Genomic DNA, 21,118 nt, shown 5'->3' on the forward strand with positions numbered 1-21,118 from the left:
GCGCCCGGCTGAGAATCGCAATTCCGATGCTCGTGCTCGCGACCGGTGCCGCGCACGCGGCCGACTTCCGGGAAACCGCCGTGCCCAAGGCGCAGATTCCGGCCGTGATCCGCGACGTCGCCGAATGGCACGACCTGCAGCATCCCGACTGTCCTTTCAAGAAAGCCACCGGTTCCAGGACCGTGGAGAAACGCGCTGGCGGCACGATCGAGCATTGGTCGGTCGAAGCATGTGCCGGAAAGGACTTCATCTACCGGGTCGATGTCTTCCCGCGCGGCGACGGCAGCGTCACCGACATGGTGTCCAATGTCGACGGCGCTCCGATCGGAGACACGCCGACGCTGTCGGACAAGGAATTCACCCAGCAGTGCAAGGCCATGCGCCAGGAACAACGCGCGCTCGGTGATCCGGAAAAGCTGGAGGACGCGAAAGCCATGCGCTACTACCAGCTCGTTGCCAGCCTCGCCGTTTGCGACATGCGGAAAAGCCTTCCCTGATCGCGTCGCCGCGGCGAAACCAAACCCCAACGCAGGAAGCCATCATGACCGCAGATAGATTCCGCCTATTGCTGGCCGTGTATTGCGTTCTCTTCATCGCCAGCATCGCCGTCTCCTTCCTTCCCGGCGGATACTCGCAAGAGCTGACGACCGCCTACGCGAACGAACCCGCACCGGCCTGGATGGACCATTTCTGGGTGTTCCTGGGCATCGTCGCCGTCCTGCTGATCGGCATGCTCGCCAGTTACGTCGGCATGTTCTTCTTCAAGTCGTGGGCGCGCGCACTGGCGCTCGTGACGACGATCATCAGCATTGCCCTCATCCCCTTTTCCGGAGCTGCGCTGTCGTCGGCCGCGGAACAGGCCCTGTTCGAGACCTCCAGCATCCTCTGGGGCGTGATCCTCGCGCTGGCGTACTGGGCGCCCGTCGTCAGCGATCGCTTCTCGCCTCGACAAGCCCCCGAGGCACCGAACTCCAGCTCGGGCGATTAGACCTCGCCCGGCGGAAATCAATCGCCTGGAACCATTTGGACTCCGCAGCAGCGCGTTGTCCTCACACTGATGGCATGATCGCGCCATCTTCCTCGACCGCAGGACCGAGATGGCCGGACGTCACCGCGAACGCCACCTGATCCAGCGCAGCGGCTGGCTGCGCGCCGCCGTGCTCGGCGCCAACGACGGCATCGTCTCGGTCGCAGGCCTGGTCGTCGGCGTGGCCGCCAGCGGCGTCGGCCAGACGGCGCTGCTGGCCACCGGCATCGCCGGACTGGTGGCCGGCGCGATGTCGATGGCCGCCGGTGAATATGTCTCGGTGCAATCGCAGGCGGATACCGAACAGGCCGACCTGCGCATCGAGAAACGCGAGCTGCGCGAGGACCCCAAGGGCGAGCTGGCGGAACTGACCAACATCTACGTCAAGCGCGGCCTGACGCCGGAACTGGCGTCGGAGGTAGCGCGTCAGCTGAGCGCGCACGACGTGCTGCAGGCCCACGCGCGCGACGAACTCGGCATCACCGAACCGCTGCGCGCCAAGCCATTGCAGGCGGCGATGGCGTCCGCCTTCGCGTTCGCCTGTGGCGCCTTGCTACCGATCGCGGCGGTGCTGCTCGCGCCGGAGGCATGGACGGGCAGGATTGTCACCGCCGTCACCGTGCTGGGGCTGTTCGGCTCCGGCGCCCTGGCCGCTTGGATCGGTGGCGCGCCGATGCTGCGTGGCGGTTTGCGCGTGGCGTTCTGGGGTGCGCTGGCGATGGCGGCCGCCTCGGCGGTGGGCCGCCTGTTCGACGTGCGGGTGTGAAGCGGCGCGCTCAGCCTTCGCGCAACCCGAGCCAGGACGACACCACGCCCCGCGCCTCGTCCACGCCCTGCTTGGACGAGGATGAGAACGTCTGCACGCTGACGCTGTCGCCGAACGCCGATGCCAGTTCGCGCCGCACCGCCTGCAGCGTGTTCCCCGCCGCGCCGCGCGAGAGCTTGTCGGCCTTGGTCAGCAGCACGTGCGCGGGCAGTCCGCGCTCGACGGCGTAGCCGAGCATCTGGCGGTCGTAGTCCTTCAGCGGGTGGCGGATGTCCATCACCACCACCAGGCCCTTGAGCGCGTCGCGGCTGCCGAAGTAGCCGTCGAGGAAGGCCTGCCAGTGCGCCTGCAGTTCCTGCGGCACCTTGGCGTAGCCGTAGCCGGGCAGGTCGACGAGGTAGTGCTGTTCGTGCGGGGGCACTTCGAAGTAGACCAATTGCTGAGTGCGCCCGGGCGTCTTGGAGACGCGGGCCAGCGCGTTCTGCTGGCACATGGCGTTCAAGGCGCTGGACTTGCCGGCATTGGAGCGGCCGGCGAAAGCGACCTCCCAGCCGCCATCGGGCGGCAGCTGCTTGTGCGTGTGGGCCGCGAGGAGATAGCGGGCGCGAGCGAGTGGGTTGGGTGATGCCATGAGGTAAGGATCGCATGATCGAGGGTCGCGTCTGGCCCATGGCCTCTCGGCGGCGGCTTCGGTTTGACCGCGCCAACGGCCCGCGACGATAATTCCGCGTTCGAGCGGGCGCGATCAGCGCCCGTGTCGTCACGCGGGCCCGGGGGTTCGCGAACAATATGAAGCACGACCCAAGCCTTTCGGAGCCCAGCTGATGCGCCACGCTCGCGCCTACGGTATCGCCGGCCTCGCCGCTTTCGCGGTGGCGGCAGCCGCTTTCGCCCAGACCACGGTGACGCCGTTGCCGGAAAACGCCCCGGTGCAGACCGCGCCGCTGGACGCTTCGGCGGTGTCCGAGCTGGACAAGGCGAACTGGGGCGACCCGAAGGCAGGCGCCACCAAGGCCGCCGCCTGCGCCGCCTGCCATGGCGCCGACGGCAATCCGGCCGATCCGCAATACCCGCGCATCGCCGGTCAGAGCGAGCGCTACGTGTCCCGCCAGCTGGCCCTGTTCAAGAGCGGCGAACGCAACACCGGCATGGCTGCGGTGATGGTGCCCTTCGCCTCCTCGCTCAGCGCGCAGGACATGCGCGACATCGGCGCTTATTTCGCCACGCAGAAGGCGGGCGCCGGCATCGCCGACGACACCGTCATCAAGGACGGCCCGAACAAGGACAAGAAGTTCTACGAAGTCGGCCAGCAGCTGTTCCGCGCCGGCGACAAGAGCCGCGGCATCCCCGCCTGCATGGCCTGCCACGGCCCCGCCGGCGCCGGCAATCCGGGCCCGGCCTATCCGCACGTCGGCGGCCAGCAAGCGGCCTATGTCGAGCGCCGCCTGCAGGAATACCGCGCCGGCACCACCACCGAGCGCGATGCGCACCTGTTCAACATCATGGCCACCGTGGCCAAGTCGCTGACCGACGAGGAAATCAAGTCGCTGGGCAGCTACCTGCAGGGCCTGCACGAGCGCCCGGACGCCGAAACCCAGGCGGCAATGGCCGAGGCCGCGCCGAGCACTCCCGCGCCTGCCGCCGCGGCGCCCGCGCCCGCCACTCCGCCCGCGCAGGCGCCCGCCCAGGGCGGATGAACTTCCGGGGATCGGCGTTGTCGAACCCCCTACAGCCCTTGAATCAGACGCCGGTACAGTGCTCTGTACCGGCATTTTTTTGCCTCCCGAAGCCAGCCATGCCGCCAACGGATGGCATCCTTAACCTTCTCGACCATGACCACTGACTTCAGGCCCGCCATGATCCGTCGCCTCGCCACCCTCCTGCTCCTGCTGCTGCCCCTCGTGGCCTGCGCGCAATCCGCCTCTTCCGCGGCGCCGGTCGAGGGCGAGGATTACACCGTCATCAACGCCCAGCCCTGGCAGCCGCAGAAGGGCAAGATCGAAGTCGTGGAAGTCTTCGCCTACTGGTGCCCGCACTGCGCCGAATTCGAACCGCACGTGCAGACCTGGCAGGCCAAGCTGCCCAAGGACGTGAAATTCAGCTACCTCTCGGCCGCCTTCGAATCGGAAGACAATTTCTCGCGCGCGTTCTTCGCCGCCGAACAGCTCGGCGTGCTGCGCAAGACGCATGCCGCGCTGTTCCACGCCGTACACGACAGCGGCACCGTGCCGAAGAGCCGTCCCAGCGTCGACGAACTGGCCACCTTCTACAGCCAGCAAGGCGTGGACGCGGCCAAGCTCAAGGCCGCGATGGCCAGCCCGGCCGTCGATGCGAAAATGGAGAAGGCGCGCACGTTCCTGCTGAGCGTCAACCTGCAGGGCACGCCGTCGCTGATCATCAACGGCAAGTACCGCGTGGACGGCAAGTCCCCGGACGATACACTGAAGGTCGCCGATTACCTGATCGCGAAAGAACGCGCCGCGGCCGGCAAGTAACCCTGATCGCCCCCTGACCGCACGATCCGCCGCGCCCACGATTCGAACACCACGAGAGAGTTATCCGATGAACCTGCGCCTCGCCCTCCTCTCCCTGTCCCTGCTGCCGCTGATGGCCTGCACGCGCCAGGACAATGCCGCGCCCGCCGACACCGCGACGCCGGCCACGAGCGAAACGCCCGCCGCGACCACGCCCGCAGCAGAACCAGCCCCGGCCGCGCCCGCCGCGGATGCCGCCACCACGCCCGCAGCCGACGCGCAGCCGGCCGAAGCCACCCCGCCGCCCGCCGCGTCGGCATCGGCCGCCAACAGCGGCGCCGCGCTCGTGCCGGGCCAGGATTACGACGAGATCAAGAACGGCCAGCCCTTCGATCCGCTCAACGGCAAGATCGAAGTGGTCGAGGTGTTCGGCTTCGTCTGCCCCGCCTGCGCCAGCTTCCAGCCGCAGCTGGCCGCCTGGAAGGCCAAGCTGCCGGCCGACGTGCGCTTCACCTACGTGCCGGCGCTGTTCGGCAGCATGTGGGACGACTACGCCAAGGCCTTCTACACCGCCCAGGCGCTCGGCATCGAAGAGAAGAGCCACGACGACCTGTACCGCGCCATCCACATGGAACAGACGCTCAAGGGCGAGCGCGGCCGCGACTCGGTCGAGGACATCGCCAAGTTCTACGCCAAGTACGGCGTCAACGCCGAAACCTTCATCAGCACGATGAACAGCTTCACCATCGCCGGCAAGACCAGCAAGGCCAAGCAGTTCGCGCTGCGCAGCCAGATCCAGGGCACGCCGTCGCTGATCGTCAACGGCAAGTACCTGGTGAAGGGCACCTCGCGCGACGACCAGCTGCGCATCGCCGATCAGCTGATCGCGCAGGAGCGCGCGTCGGGCAGCAAGTAATCGCTTGCCGCTGAAAGCCGCCATGTGCGATTCCCACCGCTCGTCGATCCCACTTCTCCGTGGGACTGACGGGCAGGGATAATTCGCCCGAATGGCGACACAACGCCTCAAATTCCTCAGCGCCAACATCCAGGCCGGCTCCAGCACGCGTAGTTACAGCGATTACGCCGTGCGCAGCTGGTCGCACGTGCTGCCGGCCGGCAACAAGCGCGGTTCGCTCGACGCCATCGCCAAGCTCGCCAGCGAATACGACATCGTCGGCCTGCAGGAAAGCGATCCTGGCAGCTGGCGCTCCGGCTTCACCAACCAGACCCACTATCTCGCCGAGCGCGGCGGCTTCGACTACTGGAGCCACCAGCCCAATCGTCGCATCGGCAACGTCGCCTCCAGCGCCAACGCCCTGCTCAGCAAGCTCGAACCGCTGGAAGTGACCGACTACCCCCTGCCCGGCCGCGTGCGCGGACGCGGCGTGCTGCTCTCGCGCTTCGGCGAGGGCGAGGAAGGCCTGCTGGTCGCGGTCGCGCACCTTTCGCTAGGCGCGCAATCGCGGCGCGCGCAGCTGGCCTACATCGCCGAACTCATCAGCGATCATCCGCACGCGGTGCTGATGGGCGACTTCAACTGCACCGCCGAACGCCCCGAGATGGGCGTGCTGTACCGGCTCACGCGTTTGCAGCCTTCGGTGTCGCTGGTGCCGACTTTCCCGAGCTGGCGTCCGCAACGCGCCATCGACCACATCCTGGTCACCGGCGACCTCGGCGCACGCGATATGCGCGCGCTGCCGGCGGCGTATTCGGATCATCTGGCGCTGTCGGTGGAGCTGGAGATTCCCGACGTCGCGTTGCAGCGCTGAGCTGGCGCGGTTTTCGCGCGCGCTCCCACTCCCAGAGAGTGCTTTTTGCTCGTCATTCCCGTGAAAGCGGGAATAACGAGCGTCACATGCATTCCGATCACGCTTACAAGACCCTGAAAAAGCGAAGCCGGCGCGAGGCCGGCTTCGTTCATCACACCTGAGACAACGAACTCAGAACTCGAACTTCGCCCGCGCGTACCAGAAACGGCCCGGCAGATCGTAGGTCGAAGCGTCGTAGCCGTTGAGCGAGCAACTCAGGCAGGTCGGCGGATCCTTGCCACCCACGTTGTTGACGCCGGCGGTGAGTTTCAGGCCCTTGGCGACGGCCGGGGTTTCCCAGGACACCTGCAGATCGTGATAGGTGACCGCGCCGAGGTGGTTGATGTCGTTGCCACTGTCGTCGCAGATGGCAAAGCCGTTGGCGCCGCCGCAGGATTCGTCCACACCGTCGATGAAGCGCATCGACCAGGCCACGCTCCACGGACCGAGGCTCCAGTCCGTCACCAGCGTCGAGGTCCACTCCGGAATCGCGCTGTTGTTCACTTCGATGCCGGGCTGACGCGGCTCCAGCTGTCCGGTTTCGTTGACCAGCTCGTAGCGGGTCACCCATGTGTTCTTCCAGTCGAAGCGCAGGCGGCCCCAATTCTGCTCGGGCAGCGTCCAGGCGGCGGTGAAATCCCAGCCGTCGGTCTTGATCGTGCCGAGGTTGTCGAGGATGTCGTCGAACCGGATGATCTGGCCGGTCGAGCTGCGGCTGTACGACGCGCACGCAGCCGGATCGACGTTCGAGATGCAGCGGTCGAGGATCGCCTGCGCGTCCGGCGCCTGGATCGCGTCGGTGATCTCGTGCTTGTAGAACGTCACGCCGAGATCGAGCTTGTCGGACCACGATGCGTTGTCGGCAAACGACGGGCTCCACACCGCGCCGAGCATGAAGCTGCGGCTGCTTTCCGGCTTCAGCTCGCGATTGCCCGAGGTGACCACCGAGATCTGCGAGTTGGTCTGCTCGTAACCCTGCGGCACGCCGTTGGCGACGCACTCGGGCGTGACCGTGGCCAGGCCCGAGCAGGGATCCTGCAGCGTCGCGTCGAAGCGGCTCAAGGTGCCGTATAGCTCGCCAATGGTGGGAGCGCGGAAGCCTTGCGCCCACGACGTACGGATTAGGAACTCGTCGGCCACCTGCCAGCGCAGGCCGACCTTGCCGGTGTTCTTGCTGCCGAAGGTGGAGTACTTCGAGTAGCGGCCGGCGAGGCTGAGATCGAGGCTCTTGCCGAAGCCCGAATCCTTCATCAGCGGCACGCTGAGTTCGAGATAGGCTTCGTTGACGTCGTATTCGCCGGAAGTCGGACCCGACGGCACGCCGTTGTACTCACCCGCGACCGTGATCGGATCGGGCGTGTAGCTGCCTTCGTACTTGCGGTATTCGTAACCGGCCGCGAACGACAGCGGACCGGCCCACATCTCGAACAGATCGCCGGTGATGTTGGCCGAGGCGAGGGTCAGCTTGTTCTCGCTCTCGTCGCGCACGACCGGCTGGATCCAGTTCAACATGTCCTGCGTGATCGTGCCTGGGCCACCGAAGATGTTCAGCGGCACGCAGCCCGGCGTCGCCGCGCAGACGGCCGGATCGCCGAGGGCGAGGTTGATCTTGCGCAGGTTGTAGCTGCCGTAGTTGGTCTGGTCGGCCTTGCTTTCGCTGCGCACGAAGTTGACGTCCCAGCTCCACGGCCGGTCACCGACGTTGAACGTGCCTTCCAGGCCCGCGTTGACGTACCAGGTCTTGACCTTCTGCTCGTAGCGACGCGGGCCGCCCTCAACCGGACGACGGCCGATCAGGAACAAGTTCGGACTGCTCCCCATCGTGGTGAGGTCGAAGCCGAACGGGTTGTAGGGCTGATTGGCGGGAATGACCAGCAGGCTCTCGGCCCACTTGTTGTACACGCCGGCGTCGGTGCCGAGGAAGATCGGCTCCGGCGCGGCCTGGTTGGCCGATTCGCGCTCGTTGTACAGCGCCTTGGCGTAGCCGCTGAAGCTCGGCGTGAACTCGAAGCGCACCTGACCGAAGATCGACTTGCGCTCGGAGGGCGTCAGCAGCAGGTTGTAGGGCGCGAAGTTGAAACGATTTGCCGTGCTGAATCCGATGAAATCGCTGGGAAAACCAGGTGTCGGCGAGAAACTGCTGCCGTTGGGCGTTGTGATATTGCAGGATGCGGTGCCGGGAATAGGATTCCCCGCCGCGTCCTCGGCAAGGGGACACAGGCCACCATAGGTGTTGTTTCCGTCCGCCGGCGCGAAAATGAAGCGCCCGTTCGGCGTTGCCGAACTTCCGTTGGCCAAACCGGTGCCCGGCACCGGCTCGCGCGCCGCCCAGTATTCCGACGACGAGATTTCCTTCTGCTTGTAGTACGACCCGGCGATGAACCACTGCGCACGCTCGGTGGTGCCGCCCCAGCTGATGTCGGCGCCGTAGGTCTCGCCGCCATCGAGCTTGCCGTTCTGGCCGTAGTGCACCTCGACGGTCGCGCCCTCGACATTGCGCTTGGTGATGATGTTCACCACGCCGGCGATCGCGTCTGAGCCGTAGATCGACGAGGCGCCGTCTTCCAGCACCTCGATACGCTCGATGATGTTCAGCGGAATCGTGTTGAGGTCGACCGAGGCGCCCACGCCCGAGGCGGAGGATTCGTTGACCCAGCGGATGCCGTCCACCAGCACCAGCACGCGCTTGGCGCCGAGATGGCGCAGGTCCACCGTGGCCGCGCCGGCACCGACGCCGCCGCCGTCCGGCGGGAAGCCGAAGTTGCCGCTCGAATTGAACTTGGTGTTGAGGCCCGCGCCGCTGGCGGTGAGGTTCTGCACGATGTCGGCGACGGAGGTGAATCCGCTCCGGTCGATGTCCTCGCGGCTCAGCACCTGCACCGGGACCGAGGTCTCGAGTTCCGCTTTCTTGATGCGCGATCCCGTCACGGTGACGGTATCGAGGGTCTTGGCCTCGTCGGCCTGGGTCTGCTGAGGCTGCGCCTCCTGGGCTTGGGCCAGGGCGGGCAGCACACTCATCGGAACGAGGCACAGCAGCGACAGCTGGACTGCAGCAGCCAGCCGGTGGCGGGACAACGACTTCATCGGTTCTCTCCCGGATTTTTGGTCTGGACGTCGCGCCCCTGTTCCCACGACGTTACGACTTTGTAAACAAGTCGACCGGCACATACAAGGCCGAAAGCACCCGTTGTGACCAAGACGTGCGTCAAAAATGTGCGAAAAATCCGGTTCACCTCCCTTCGGCTATAGTCCGCCGATGCCGAAATCACGACTCGTTCCGCTCATCGCGGCCGCCTTCGCCTGCGTCGCGTTCACTTGCCTCGCACAGGCCCAGACCACCTCGTCCGACGCCGCCATCCGCGCCGCCATCGAGGCCAGCGAGCGCGGGCAGCCGGTCGACAGCGCGCAATTCGCGCGCGATCCGCTGTTCGGCTGGCTCGAATACGCCGGGTTGCGCCGCAACATCGACACGCTGCCGAGCACGCAGGCGCAGGCCTTCCTGAAGCGCTACCAGGGTCAGGCGGTGGCCGAAACGTTCCGCGAAGCCTGGCTGGTGGTGGCCGCGCGTCGTAACGATTGGCCGGCGTTCCTCGCCGCATGGAAGCCCGGCATCAAGGATGTGAAGCTGCAATGCGCCGAACTCGACGCCCGCCAGGCCACCGGCCGCGCCGACGCGCAATGGGTGAAGGACGCGCAGGCGCTCTGGAGCAACAGTGGGAAGTCGCTTCCCGACAGCTGCGATGCGCCACTCAGCATCCTCGCCGCCAAAGGCGGACTGCCCGCCTCGCTGCGCTGGGAGCGCATCGACAAGGCCGCCGAGGAATGGCAACCGTCGGTGATCCGCGCCGCCGCGCGCGGCCTGCCCGCCGAGGAGTTCGCGCTCGCCAACGATTACGCCGCGTTCTTCGAGGCGGTCAACGATCGCGCGCTGACCTGGCCCAAGACCCCGCGCAGCCGACTGATGGCCTCGCAGGGCCTGGCGCGGCTGGCGAAATCCACGCCGGTCGCCGCCGAAATGGCGCTGCCGCGCTTCGCCCAGGCGCTCGGCTTCAACGATGCCGAGCGCAATCGCGTGCTGTACCAGGCCGCGCTGTGGACGGTGGCCTCCTACGAACCCGACGCCGCGCGCCGCCTCAACGCCGTGCCGGACGCCGCCTATGACGAGCGCCTGCACGAATGGCGCGTGCGCGAGGCGATGACGCGTTCCGACTGGCCCGCCGCGCTCGCCGCCATCAAGAAGATGGGCGAGAAGCAGCGCAGCGATTCGCGCTGGAGCTACTTCGCCGCGCGCCTGTCCGAACTCACCGGCAACAAGGCCGCCGCGGAGCCGTTCTACCGCGTCGCCGCGACGAAAACGGATTTCCACGGCTTCCTGGCCGCCGACCGGCTCAACCTGCCCTACACGCTGTGCCCGTGGGACCCCAACGACAGCGAAAGCGCCAAGGCCACGGTCGCGCGCGATCCCGCGCTGATCCGCGCAGTCGCCCTGAACCGCATCGACCGCGCCAGCTGGGCGCAACGCGAATGGAACGATGCCCTGTCGCGCTTCGACGACACCCAGCGCCGCCTCGCCGTGGAAGTGGCGCAGGACAACGGTTGGTTCGATCGCGGCGTGTTCGGCCTGGTCAATGTCGGCGGCAAGAACTATCCGGACGAATCGCGCCTGTACACGCTGCGCTTCCCGCTGCATCACGGCGACACCATCCGCCGCGAATCGGCGAAGAACGCGCTCGATCCGGCCTGGGTCGCCGCGGAAATCCGCGCCGAGAGCATCTTCAACCCCAGAGCGCGTTCTCCCGCCAACGCAATGGGACTGATGCAGGTGCTGCCCGGCACCGGTGCCGGCGTCGCCAAGCGCCTCGGCATTCCCTACGCGGGCGCGAACAGCCTGTACGACTCCGACACCAACATCGCCATCGGCAGCGCCTACCTGCGCCAGATGCTCGACAAATACGGCCAGCCTTATTACGCCATCGCCGCCTACAACGCCGGCCCCGCGCCGGTGGCGCGCTGGCAGTCGCAGCGGCCGGGCATGGATCCAGATTTCTGGATCGAAACGATCAGCTACAAAGAAACCCGCGAATACGTCGCGCGGGTGCTCGCCTTCAGCGTGCTCTACGACTGGCGCATGAATGGTGACGCCGTGCCACTCTCGCAGCGTCTGCGCGGACAAGCCCCCGACAAGCGCAAGAAATTCGTCTGCACGGCTGCCAAGCAGACGGCCGGCTGATTCCTCTTACTATCGTCATCCCAGCGAAAGCTGGGACCCATTTTGATTTTCCTGCGGGTACGGCAAAAGCAACATGGGTCCCAGCTTTCGCTGGGATGACGGTTGGTTACACGAGGTCAGCGAGGCGACCCTTTCCTTGCCTACAATGCCCTCCACGCCTGACTGGAGCCACCCATGGGCCTCATCGACACCCTGCTCGGCCACGCCGGCGAAAAATCGATCGACGACCTGCGCGAGGAATTCGCGCCGCTGCTCGCCCCGGGCGAAACCCTGCAACGCGCCTTCGGGCTGATCCGCGACCTGATCGTCTTCACCGATCGCCGCATGATCCTGGTCAACAAGCAGGGCGTGACCGCGAGGAAGGTCGAATACCGCAGCGTGCCTTACCGCGCCATCGTCATGTATTCGCTGGAGACCGCGGGACACTTCGACCTGGAAGCCGACCTGCGCATCTGGATCTCCGGCCAGGCCACGCCGCTCGATCTGCACCTGGGCCGCAACGCCGGCGCCACCGACATCGTCGCGATCCTGGCGCAGAACACCTCGAAGTGACGCCGCGCCGTCCATGAAGGCCTATCTCGTCGGCGGCGCCGTCCGCGACAAACTGCTCGGCCAGCCCGCGGGCGACAACGACTACGTGGTCGTCGGCGAAACACCGCAGGCGATGCTCGATGCCGGTTTCAAGCCGGTCGGACGCGACTTTCCCGTGTTCCTGCATCCGAAGACCGGCGAGGAATACGCCCTCGCGCGTACCGAGCGCAAATCCGGACGCGGATATCGCGGCTTCGTCGTCGACAGCGATCCATCGGTGACGCTCGAAGAAGACCTGCAACGCCGCGACTTCACCATCAACGCCATCGCGCAGATGCCGGACGGCGCGCTGATCGATCCTTACGGCGGTGCCCGCGACATCGAGGCGCGCGTGCTGCGCCACGTCGGACCGGCCTTCGTCGAGGATCCGCTGCGTGTGCTGCGCGCCGCGCGCTTCATGGCGCGGCTAGCCGATCTCGGTTTCACCGTCGCGCCGGAAACCATGGCGCTGATGCGCGAGATGACGGCGTCCGGCGAACTCGACGCGCTCGTACCCGAACGCGTGTGGCAGGAACTCGCACGCGCACTGCGCATGGCGAACCCGTCTGCATTCTTGCGCACGCTGCGCGACTGCGACGCGCTGCATGCCGTGCTGCCCGAAGTCGACGCACTCTACGGCGTGCCGCAGCGCGCCGAATACCATCCCGAAGTCGACACCGGCATCCACATCGAACTGGTCTGCGACATGGCCGCCAGGCTTGCGCCCGGCGATGATGTCGTCGGATTCGCCGCGCTCACCCACGATCTCGGCAAGGCGTTGACGCCCGCCGAGGAATTGCCGAAACACCTCCTGCACGAGCAGCGCGGTGAAGCGCCGCTGCGCGCCCTGAGCGAACGGCTGCGCGTCCCCGCCGAACATCGCGACCTCGCCCTGCTTGCCTGCCGCGAGCATCTCAACGTGCATCGCCTGCTCGAACTGCGCAACACCACCGTGCACGATCTACTCGCCCGCTGCGATGCCTTTCGCAAGCCCGAGCGCATCCCCCGTCTCGCGCTCGTGTGCGAAGCCGACAAGCGCGGCCGCGCGGGACTCGCCGACCACGACTATCCGCAGGGCCCCGAATTGCGGCGCCTGCATGCCGCCGCCGTGTCGGTGCGCGGCGCCGATCTTGCCGACACGGGCCTCACCGGCCCCGCGCTCGGCGAAGCGCTGCGCAAAGCCCGCATCGCCGCGATCGCCGCCGCGCGGCGCTAAACGGGGCGATCTCCAAACCGCCCACCCCATCCAATGGCATATGCCGATATATAACAGCGCTGTTATATATTCGCCATGACCCTCCGCACCGCCACCCTCGGCACCCTGCTCCGGCACCTGACCGAAACCCTCGACGGCGCCGTCGAGGACGCCTACGCCCGTGTCGCCCCCGGCTATCGCCCGCGCTTCACACCGATCGTCCGCGCATTGCTCGAACTCGGCCCCGCTTCGATCCGGACGCTTTCGCAGCACGCCGGCATCACCCACTCGGCGGTCAGCCAGACCGTTTCGCAGATGGCGAAACAGGGACTGGTGAAGCTGCGTCCCGGCGGCGATGCGCGCGAACGCATCGTCGCGCTCACGCCCGCGGCGAAGGCGATCGTGCCGCGACTGAAACGGCAGTGGGCCGCCACCAACGCAGCGGCGGAAGCGCTCGATCGCGAACTGTCGATGCCGCTTTCGGCATTACTGCGTGAAGCAATCCAAGCACTGGAACGCCAACCCTTCAGCGACCGGCTCGCATCGATCGCGAATTCCCAATCCTCCGACCAGGACACTTCCCGATGAAGCGGCACGTATCCTTCCTGCTCGTCGCATTCGGCCTGCTCTGCGCGACCGCGGTCGCCGCCCCTCCTCCCAGGCCAGGACCGCCGACACTCTCGCCGAAAACGCGAAACGCCGCGCTGGACGCCATCAAGACGGAATTCCGGGAGCGCTACGTCTTCCCGGAGATGCGGCCGAAGATCATCGAACGGCTCGATCGCGAACAGAAGTCCGGCCGTTACGACGTGGACGATCCGCTCCTCTTCGCCGACCGCATCACCGAAGACCTGCGCGATGTCGCGCACGACAAGCATCTCTCGTTGCGCGTCAACCCGGCCGCCTATGCCGCGGCACTGGCGGCACCGGCAAGCGATGCCGGCGAAGATGCCTTCATGCGCAAGCAGGCGATTCGCAATCACCATGGCCTGGCCGAAATGAAGCGCCTGCCCGGCAACATCCGTTGCCTGAAGATCAACGGTTTCGAATGGGTGAACGACGAAACCGGCGCGGCCTACGACGATGCGATGCGCTTCCTCAAGGACGGCGACGCGATCATCATCGATCTGCGCGACAACGGTGGCGGCTCGCATGCGGCGGTGCGCTATCTGGTCAGCCATTTCATGGACGGCGACACGCTGGAGATGACATTCCTGGAAGGCTCCCAGCCACCGGTGCAATCGCGGACACTCGAATATCTCCCGGCGGGCCGGTTGAAGGGCAAGCCGCTCTATGTGCTGATCAACAATTTCACCGCTTCGGCGGGCGAAGCCTTCGCCTACGATGTGCAGCAGTTCAAGCTGGGCGAGTTGATCGGCGTCAAGACCGTCGGTGCGGCCAACAACAACAAGTTGCTGCCGGTGGCGCCGGATTTCATCCTCAGCGTGTCATACGGGCGACCCGAACATCCGGTCAGTCACGGCAATTGGGAAGGTGTCGGCGTGGCGCCCGATGTGGAAACACCCTCCGCGCAGGCGCTCGACATCGCACAGGTGCGTGCGCTGGATCGATTGTCTGGCGATGCCAAGGCAACCCCCGAGGCGCGTGCCGAATACGCCTGGGCGAAGACGGGTGTGGAGGCGCGACTGCATCCGGTCACGATCGCGCCTTCGGCGCTCGCGGCTCTGGCAGGACGTTATGGCAAGCCGAACATGGGGCCGGGACCGATCGAGGTCACGTATCGTGACGATGCACTCTGGCTGGCGCGGCCCAACCGGCCAACGGCACGCCTGTCGCCGTTGACGCAGGATGGCCTGTTCTCCATCGAAGGCAACGACGTCATGCGTGCGAAGCTCAACGGGAAAACGCTTGAACTCCATTGGCATGACGATCCTGCGCCGCGCGTTTACCCGCGCGGGCAATAACACAAGCATCCGGGCAACCGATTTAAACGAAGGAATGTAGTTAGTGTCGTCATCCCAGCGGAAGCTGGAATGACGATCTTTAATCTTCCACGACCTGCAATCTTCATCGTTCAGATCTTCAACCGCCAGCCACGCCGATCCATCCAATACACGATCCCCCACCACACCGCAACGAACGCCAGCGCGAACGCCAGCGACGGCAGATAAGGGCCAAACCGCGGCGTCATCCACTGCGCGAAGCCGATGCGATACAGCGGCTCCCACCAGCCCGGCGCCAGCAACACGTAGACCATCAGCGCCGAACCCGCGAACGCCGCGATCGCGTTGACGCCGAAGCGACGGCCGAGCGGCGGCCAACCCAAGCGATCGATCACCACGTAACAGGCCGCGAGCGCGAGCATCGCCCATCCGCCCGTCCACAATACGTAGGAAGAGGTCCACAGATTCTTGTTGAGTGGAAACACCTGCGCCCATGCACCACCGAGCACGAGCGACAACAAGCCGCCGATCAGAAGATATCTACTGTTGCCTTCTCGCAACCAGGCGCCAGCACGCACGCCGAGCAAGGCGGTGGCGATCGCAGGCAAAGTGCTGAGCAAACCCTCCGGATCGTGACCACGTCCGGTGGCGGCATCGAATTTGTAATTGAGCGGCCCCAGTAACGCGGTATCGACACGACTGGCGAGATTGGTCCACGGCGCATACGACCCGCCAGCCGCGAGTAAAGCCCAATAACCCAACAGCAAGGCCACTAGTACGAACCATTGCGTGCGAGCCCGCACCTGGATCGCCAGCAAACCGGCGGCGGCGAAGCACACGCCGATCCGTTGCAGCACACCCCACGGACGGAAATAATCTCGATCGAGCACGATCCATGCGATCAGATGTAGCAGCAGACCCAGCCCGACGATGCGTGCCGCGCGCAGGAGCACCTCACGCCGCAGCCGGCTTCGATCGACTCCCCGTTCCATGCGCGGCGCGATGCCGAGCGTGATCGACACGCCCATCACGAACAGGAACGTCGGAAAGATCAGATCCGTCGGCGTGCAGCCATTCCACTCCGCATGTTCGAGTGGTGCATAGATGTGATCCCAATCGCCCGGATTGTTGACCAGCAGCATCGCCGCAACCGTGAGGCCACGCAGCGCATCGACCGAGGAAAAACGCGGAATCGCAGCAGCCGATTCGCTCGCGCCCATGCCGATCAGGCGGCGACGCCGTCAATCCACGTGCGAACGACCTGCATGCCCTCGTCGAACAGCACCAGATCGGCGTGATAGTCCGCCGCGATGCGGCCGTGTGTCTCACCCAGCCCCAGGAACTGCGCCGGATACGTCGAAGCCATGCGCGCCGCTTCCGCCAGCGGCAATCCAAGCATGCCGACAGCGTTGCGCACCGCAGTCGCCATGTCGAGCGCCGATCCCGCCAGCGATCCGGCGGCATTGCGTACCACGCCGTCCTTCACGGTAATCACCTCGCCGTAGAGCTCGTAACTCGGATCATCCGCGCCTACCGGCGGCATCGCATCGGTGACCAGGAAGATCTTCCCGCGCGGCTTCGCCGCCAGCGCCACGCGCAGGCTGGCCGGATGCACGTGCACACCATCGACGATCACGCCGCACCAGCTGTCGCGATCCTCCATCGCCGCACCCACCGCGCCGGGCTCGCGGCCCTGCAGCGGCGACATCGCGTTGTAGAGATGAGTGAAGCCGCTCACGCCGGCCGCGAGACCGGCGCGGATGTCGTCGTAGCTGCCGGCGGTATGGCCCGCTGCCACGACCGCGCCGCGTTCAACCAGCGCGCGGATCGAGGCGACCGGCACCTGTTCCGGCGCCAGCGTGATCAGGGTGATGCCGTTGTCGAGCGCGGTCACCGCAGCGAGTTCTTCCGCATCCGGCACGCGGAACTTGCCGACATCGTGCGTGCCCTTGCGCGCGGGCGCGAGGTACGGGCCTTCGAGATGTATGCCGAGCACACCCGGCACGCCTTGCGCGATCGCTTCGCGGGTTGCGTCGATCGCCTTCCGCATCACGGCGAGATCGTCGCTGATCAGCGTCGGCAGGAAGCCGGTCGTGCCGAAGCGGCGATGCGCCGCGCCGATGCGGCGGATCGCGTCGACGTCCGGCGCGTTGTTGAACAGCACGCCGCCGCCGCCATTGACCTGCGCGTCGATGAAGCCCGGCAGCAGCGTGCCGCCTTGCAGATCATGACGCTCGGCATCGCGCAACCGCGCATCGTCCTCGCGCACGACGTCGACGATGCGGCCGCCCTCGACGAGCACGGCCAGACCGTCGCGAATCTCCTCGTCCGCCAGCACGCGGCCATTCACCAGCGCGTCGAGTTTGCCCAAAGCCGACATCACACCGTCTCCGTCACCTTGTTCAAATGCGGCGGCATGTCCGGATTGCGGCCGCGACGCAGCGCCAGCGCATTGATGGCGCGGTAGAAACTCTGGATCGTCAGCAGCGGCGCGCACACCGGATGCGGCGCCGGTTGCAGCGGCAATGCCTCGCCGGGCCCCGCCGAAGGATCATCACGCGTGGAAGCCACCCAGACCGGCGCGCCGCGCGCACGGAATTCCTCCGCCAGCGCCAGCATCCCCGCGCCGGTTTCATCCGGCTGCGCGAACGCCAGCACCGGGAATCCCGGACCGACCAGCGCCATCGGCCCGTGCTTCACTTCCGCCGAACTGTAGGCCTCGGCGTGCAGGCCGCAGGTCTCCTTGAATTTCAGCGCCGCCTCCTGCGCCGCGGCCAAGCCCAGCCCACGACCGAGCACAAACAGGTTGCGCGCATTCGCAAGGCCATCGATCAGCGGCGACCAGTCCATCCGCCAGGCTTCGCGTAAGGCGTCCGGCAACGCATCGAGCGCATTGATCAGTGCCGCATCACGTTTCCAGTAGGCCGCCAGCTGCAGGATCGCCGCCAGCGAGGCCAGATAACTCTTGGTCGCGGCGACGCTGCGCTCCTCGCGCGCGCGCAGCGGCAGTACCACGTCCGCCAGTTGCGCCAGCGGCGAATCCTCGACGTTCACCAGCGCCACCACGCGCGCACCGCCTTCGCGAGCCGCTTCGGCATTGCGCAGCAGGTCGGGACTCTTGCCCGACTGCGAGATCACCAGATACAGCGCTCCGCGCACGCTCTGCCGCGCCGCGTACACCGATCCCACCGAAGGCGAGGCCGAGGCTGTGACGATGCCCAGCTGCGTCTCGAACAGATACTTGGCGTAAGTGGCCGCATGATCGGAACTGCCACGCGCACAGGTCACCACGAACGGCGGCGGCGACTGCCGCAACTCCTCGCCAAGGGCGCGCACGACATCGATGTTGCGCATGTACTGGCGCGCGATCGCATCACAGGATTCCGCCGCCTCGCGGAACATCCAGGTCTGCTCGGGAGCGGGCAACCCATCGGCCATCACCCCATTGGCCACGTCTGACATCACGGATCAATCCTCGCTGCGCGCGGCCACGCGCGATTGCACCGGCGGCGCGGTGGAGCCGCGCACCACCAGTTGTGGCACGAAACCCTGGTTGTGGACGACGAACGGATGATCGTCGTAGGCGTCCTGGCGCAGCCCGCTGATCAGCAGGCGCGCGGCATGGCGCGCGATGTCCTCGGTCGCCTGCTTGGCCGTGGTCAGCGCCGGCCACGACTGCTTCGAGAACGGGCTGTCCTCGAAACCGGCGATCGACAGATCGTAGGGCACGCTCATGCCCGCCGATTTCGCCGCCGCCGACACGCCGGCGGCGATCTCGTCGTTCGAGCCGAAGATCGCCGTCGGCGGCGAACGCAGCGCCAGCAGGCGGCGCGCGCCACGGAATCCGTCGTCGAAGGTGTAATCGCCCGGCACCACCAGATGCTTGTCCAGTGTGATGCCGTAATCCTTCAGTGCTTCCTCGTAGCCGCGATAACGCTCCGTGCTCGAACGATGCGCCAGGCCGCCCCACAGGAAGCCGATGCGCTGATGGCCGAGCTGGATCAGATGCTCGGTGATCTCGTAGGCCGCATCGCGATCGTCGACGAACACGCAGGGGTGGCCGTCCTTCGGATCCTCGGTCGCGGCGATGATGCGCACGAACTTCACGCCGCGCGCGGCCAGTGCCGCCACCAGATCGATCGACTCCGACATCGGCGCGGTCAGCACCAAGCCGGCCAGACGCGAACGCCGCACCCACTCGCTCAATTCGTCGGCGAGCAGCGGCGAACTCGAATCGCAGGGATGGATCTGCAGATCGAACCCGGTCTCGCGACAGGCCGCCAGCACGCCGTTCTGCACGCCGATGATGTGATAGGGATTGGGGTTGTCGTAGATCAGGCCAATCACGAACGGCGTCGCGCTGCGCAGATTGCGCGCGGACGGATCCGGCTCGTAATCCAGTTCCGCGATCGCGTGCAGCACGCGCGAGCGCGTGGCCTGCATCACCGACGGCTCGTTGTTGATCACGCGCGAGACGGTCTTCAGCGAAACCTTGGCTCGCTCGGCGACGTCCTTGATGGTCGGTCTGCGCACGGGACCTCCGGTTCGATCGTCCACTGGTCGTCAGTCCTTCGCCAGACCGACGCGGTGGCCGCGCCGCGCATAGTAAAGAATGTAGAGGTAGCACGGCACCATCAGCAGCAGGAACACCAGCTGGAAGTGCAGGTGCTGCTTGAGAATCGCGAACAGTTGCGGGATGACCGCACCGCCGGCGATGCCCATGATCAGCAGCGCCGATCCACGCTCGATCAGATGACCGAGCCCATGGATCGCCAGCGGGAAGATCGCCGGCCACATCATGGCGTTGGCGAAACCGAGCGCGGCGACGAAGCCCACCGAAATGTAACCGGTCGTCAAGTACGCACCCAGCGTGCAGGCAACGCCAACCAGCGCGGAAAACGCCAAGTAGCGTTGCTGCGAGATCAGCCACGGAATCGCCACGAGGCCGACGATGTAGCCAATGAGCATTCCGCCCAAGGTAAGGGACGTGAACATCTTGGCCCGGTCCAGCGGGATGCCGAATCCGCGCGCGTAGGTGCCGATCGCATCGCCCGCCATCACCTCTGCACCGACGTAGACGAAGATCGCCAGCGCACCCAGCCAGACGTGCGGATACTGAAAGAGGGTCTTCCGGGTTTTTCCGGTTTCCGCGCCTGCTTCGCCGCGCTCTGCCCGCACGTCCGGCAACGGCGAGAACAGGATGCCGACGCCGAGCAGCGCGAGAATGCCCGCCATTATCAGATATGGCGTATGGATGTTGGCCGCGAAGGTGTCGAGCAGATGCTCCTTGTCCGCGGGATTGGCCGCGGCGACTTTGTCAGCAATATCGCCCATCCCGTGCAGCACCAGGGTGCCCAGCACGATGGGGGCGAAGATGCCCGCGACCTTGTTGCAGATGCCCATGATCGCGATGCGCTGCGCGCCGCTCTCGATCGGCCCCAACACGCTGATGTAGGGATTGGATGCCGTCTGCAGGATCGCAAGTCCCGCAAAGATCACGAACAGCCCGCCCAGCGCGCCCGGATACCAGCGCTGCGTGCAGAACTGGCCGAACGCCATCGCGCCAATCGCCATCACCCACAACGCGATGGCCATCCCCTTTTTCATGCCGGTGCGATCCAGGATCGCCGAGGCCGGCAATGCCCAGACGAAGTACGACAGGTACGACACGAACGTCACCAGGAACGCGTTCACCTCGTTGAGATCGAACGCAAGCTGCACGAACGAGATCAGCGGCCCGTTGAGCCAGGTGAACCAGCCCATGATGAAGAACAGCCCGCCGATGATCGCGATCGAGACGATCGGGCGCGCGGTGGCGGATGGGGATGCGGCGGCTGTGGACATACGCGGTGGCTCCTGCAGCGGGCGGTGAAGCGGGCGAAGGAATTCTCCGTGACCCGGATCATTCCAGGAATAACGTTGTCATATTTTTACCGTGGCGGCCACGGTTTCCGCACAAACGAAAGCATCGTTCCCGCGCGGATTTCTGTTGCGTCGCAACATCGAAAGCGCGTTTGCCCTCGTCATTTCGAATGAAAATCCCCATGGTTTCAGCCAAATATTGATTATTGTCACATTTTGCCGGCGCCAGCTGCCGCGATTTTCCCGGCGTGGCGAGAGCAGGCGCGGCGCATCGTGACGACT

At 66.0% G+C, this 21,118-nt stretch carries 19 protein-coding genes; 12 read left to right on the forward strand and 7 right to left on the reverse strand.

Annotated elements, in window-relative coordinates; translation table 11 throughout:
• Positions 1-26: 26 nt before the first annotated feature.
• The 3 genes from AC1RNP_RS00255 (at position 27) to AC1RNP_RS00265 (ending at position 1,793) form a co-directional block, all read left to right on the forward strand.
• Entirely contained in the window at positions 27-497 is a 471-nt protein-coding gene (locus tag AC1RNP_RS00255; RefSeq protein ID WP_493049209.1) for a hypothetical protein, read from the forward strand.
• Between the two features lie 44 nt (positions 498-541).
• The gene (locus AC1RNP_RS00260) at positions 542-988 is read left to right on the forward strand and encodes a hypothetical protein (RefSeq protein WP_493049210.1); all 447 of its coding nucleotides are present in this window, start codon (positions 542-544) and stop codon (positions 986-988) included.
• A 109-nt stretch (positions 989-1,097) separates the two neighbouring features.
• Positions 1,098-1,793 (forward strand): VIT1/CCC1 transporter family protein, encoded by a 696-nt coding sequence (locus AC1RNP_RS00265; protein ID WP_493049211.1) that lies wholly within the window; start codon positions 1,098-1,100, stop codon positions 1,791-1,793.
• Positions 1,794-1,803: 10 nt separating this feature from the next.
• Here AC1RNP_RS00265 and yihA read toward each other — a convergent pair whose 3' ends face one another.
• A complete protein-coding gene (gene yihA, locus AC1RNP_RS00270; protein ID WP_493049212.1) occupies positions 1,804-2,424 on the reverse strand; it encodes a ribosome biogenesis GTP-binding protein YihA/YsxC in 621 nt (206 codons plus the stop codon).
• A gap of 193 nt (positions 2,425-2,617) precedes the next feature.
• Between yihA and AC1RNP_RS00275 the strand changes: the two genes are divergently transcribed.
• The 4 genes from AC1RNP_RS00275 (at position 2,618) to AC1RNP_RS00290 (ending at position 6,036) form a co-directional block, all read left to right on the forward strand.
• The gene (locus AC1RNP_RS00275; protein WP_493049213.1) at positions 2,618-3,490 is read left to right on the forward strand and encodes a c-type cytochrome; all 873 of its coding nucleotides are present in this window, start codon (positions 2,618-2,620) and stop codon (positions 3,488-3,490) included.
• 159 nt (positions 3,491-3,649) lie between these two features.
• Positions 3,650-4,288, forward strand: coding sequence for a thiol:disulfide interchange protein DsbA/DsbL (locus AC1RNP_RS00280; RefSeq protein WP_493049214.1), 639 nt, complete (start codon positions 3,650-3,652; stop codon positions 4,286-4,288).
• Between the two features lie 67 nt (positions 4,289-4,355).
• Complete coding sequence (locus tag AC1RNP_RS00285; RefSeq protein ID WP_493049215.1) at positions 4,356-5,183, forward strand: thiol:disulfide interchange protein DsbA/DsbL; 828 nt, start codon at positions 4,356-4,358, stop codon at positions 5,181-5,183.
• Between the two features lie 91 nt (positions 5,184-5,274).
• Positions 5,275-6,036, forward strand: a complete 762-nt coding sequence (locus AC1RNP_RS00290; protein ID WP_493049216.1) for an endonuclease/exonuclease/phosphatase family protein — start codon at positions 5,275-5,277, stop codon at positions 6,034-6,036.
• 171 nt (positions 6,037-6,207) lie between these two features.
• Here AC1RNP_RS00290 and AC1RNP_RS00295 read toward each other — a convergent pair whose 3' ends face one another.
• The gene (locus tag AC1RNP_RS00295; RefSeq protein WP_493049217.1) at positions 6,208-9,159 is read right to left on the reverse strand and encodes a TonB-dependent receptor plug domain-containing protein; all 2,952 of its coding nucleotides are present in this window, start codon (positions 9,157-9,159) and stop codon (positions 6,208-6,210) included.
• A gap of 172 nt (positions 9,160-9,331) precedes the next feature.
• On the opposite strand from AC1RNP_RS00295, the gene AC1RNP_RS00300 reads away from it, so the two are divergent.
• The 5 genes from AC1RNP_RS00300 (at position 9,332) to AC1RNP_RS00320 (ending at position 14,995) form a co-directional block, all read left to right on the forward strand.
• Positions 9,332-11,305 (forward strand): lytic transglycosylase domain-containing protein, encoded by a 1,974-nt coding sequence (locus tag AC1RNP_RS00300; RefSeq protein WP_493049218.1) that lies wholly within the window; start codon positions 9,332-9,334, stop codon positions 11,303-11,305.
• 174 nt (positions 11,306-11,479) lie between these two features.
• Positions 11,480-11,857, forward strand: a complete 378-nt coding sequence (locus tag AC1RNP_RS00305) for a PH domain-containing protein (protein ID WP_493049219.1) — start codon at positions 11,480-11,482, stop codon at positions 11,855-11,857.
• A gap of 13 nt (positions 11,858-11,870) precedes the next feature.
• A complete protein-coding gene (locus AC1RNP_RS00310; RefSeq protein ID WP_493049220.1) occupies positions 11,871-13,091 on the forward strand; it encodes a multifunctional CCA addition/repair protein in 1,221 nt (406 codons plus the stop codon).
• A 75-nt stretch (positions 13,092-13,166) separates the two neighbouring features.
• Positions 13,167-13,658 (forward strand): MarR family winged helix-turn-helix transcriptional regulator, encoded by a 492-nt coding sequence (locus tag AC1RNP_RS00315; RefSeq protein ID WP_493049221.1) that lies wholly within the window; start codon positions 13,167-13,169, stop codon positions 13,656-13,658.
• Positions 13,655-14,995, forward strand: a complete 1,341-nt coding sequence (locus AC1RNP_RS00320) for a S41 family peptidase (RefSeq protein ID WP_493049222.1) — start codon at positions 13,655-13,657, stop codon at positions 14,993-14,995. Before AC1RNP_RS00315 ends, AC1RNP_RS00320 begins: the two co-directional genes overlap by 4 nt.
• Positions 14,996-15,105: 110 nt before the next feature.
• Here the strand turns inward: AC1RNP_RS00320 and AC1RNP_RS00325 are convergent, their stop codons facing one another.
• The 5 genes from AC1RNP_RS00325 to AC1RNP_RS00345 are packed head-to-tail and all read right to left on the reverse strand — an operon-like array spanning position 15,106 to position 20,818.
• Positions 15,106-16,194, reverse strand: a complete 1,089-nt coding sequence (locus tag AC1RNP_RS00325; RefSeq protein WP_493049223.1) for an acyltransferase family protein — start codon at positions 16,192-16,194, stop codon at positions 15,106-15,108.
• Between the two features lie 5 nt (positions 16,195-16,199).
• Positions 16,200-17,354, reverse strand: a complete 1,155-nt coding sequence (nagA, locus tag AC1RNP_RS00330; RefSeq protein WP_493049224.1) for an N-acetylglucosamine-6-phosphate deacetylase — start codon at positions 17,352-17,354, stop codon at positions 16,200-16,202.
• The gene (locus tag AC1RNP_RS00335; RefSeq protein ID WP_493049777.1) at positions 17,354-18,412 is read right to left on the reverse strand and encodes an SIS domain-containing protein; all 1,059 of its coding nucleotides are present in this window, start codon (positions 18,410-18,412) and stop codon (positions 17,354-17,356) included. The genes nagA and AC1RNP_RS00335 overlap by 1 nt, the downstream gene beginning before the upstream one ends.
• A gap of 30 nt (positions 18,413-18,442) precedes the next feature.
• Positions 18,443-19,507: a LacI family DNA-binding transcriptional regulator gene (locus tag AC1RNP_RS00340; RefSeq protein ID WP_493049225.1), complete on the reverse strand. Its 1,065-nt coding sequence runs from the start codon at positions 19,505-19,507 to the stop codon at positions 18,443-18,445.
• Between the two features lie 30 nt (positions 19,508-19,537).
• On the reverse strand, positions 19,538-20,818 hold the full coding sequence (locus tag AC1RNP_RS00345) for a sugar MFS transporter (RefSeq protein ID WP_493049226.1): 1,281 nt from the start codon (positions 20,816-20,818) through the stop codon (positions 19,538-19,540).
• Between the last annotated feature and the right edge of the window lie 300 nt (positions 20,819-21,118).

This window comes from Luteimonas sp. GW821-FHT14E02, from assembly GCF_058803905.1.